General features: G+C 25.9%; 1 protein-coding gene and 1 pseudogene. Both read right to left on the bottom strand.

Annotated elements, in window-relative coordinates:
- Positions 1–275: pseudogene (locus tag QWY28_RS24565) on the bottom strand (cytochrome c oxidase subunit II); the annotation flags it as partial.
- A gap of 135 nt (positions 276–410) precedes the next feature.
- Positions 411–545, bottom strand: a complete 135-nt coding sequence (locus tag QWY28_RS24500) for a cytochrome c oxidase subunit II transmembrane domain-containing protein (protein WP_369292713.1) — start codon at positions 543–545, stop codon at positions 411–413.
- Positions 546–556 lie beyond the last annotated feature (11 nt).

Here is a 556-nt window from a genome sequence, read left to right as displayed (position 1 = left end):
GCTCCACAAATTTCTGAACATTGACCGAAGAATAATCCAGTTCGATTAATATTAAATCTTGCTTGATTTAAACGTCCAGGAGTTCCATCAATTTTAACACCTAAAGAAGGGATTGTTCATGAATGAATTACATCTATAGATGTAACAATAATTCGAATTTGGCTATTAAAAGGAATTACTATTCGATTATCTACATCTAAAAGACGAAAATTAAAAGATTTTAATTCATTAGATGGAATTATATAAGAGTCAAATTCTAAGTTTTTGTAGTCTGAATATTCATAGGATCAATATCATTGATGGCCAATAGCTTTTACTGTTGTAACAGGATTGTAAATTTCATCTATAATATACAATAATCGTAATGATGGGAGAGCAATAAGAATTAAAATAATTGCAGGAAGAATTGTTCAAATTATTTCAATTAGTTGTCCTTCTAATAGAAAACGATGAGAAAATTTATTAAAAAGTATAGAAATTAATATTTGACTTACGAGAATAGTAATAATAATTAAAATTAATAAAGTATGATCATGGAAAAATATAAGTTGTTCTA

It is taken from the genome of Nocardioides oceani (assembly GCF_030412965.1).
GTDB lineage: Bacteria > Actinomycetota > Actinomycetes > Propionibacteriales > Nocardioidaceae > Nocardioides > Nocardioides oceani.
Note: the sequence above shows the minus strand (reverse complement) of the source record. Positions and strands in the feature narration are given on the sequence as shown.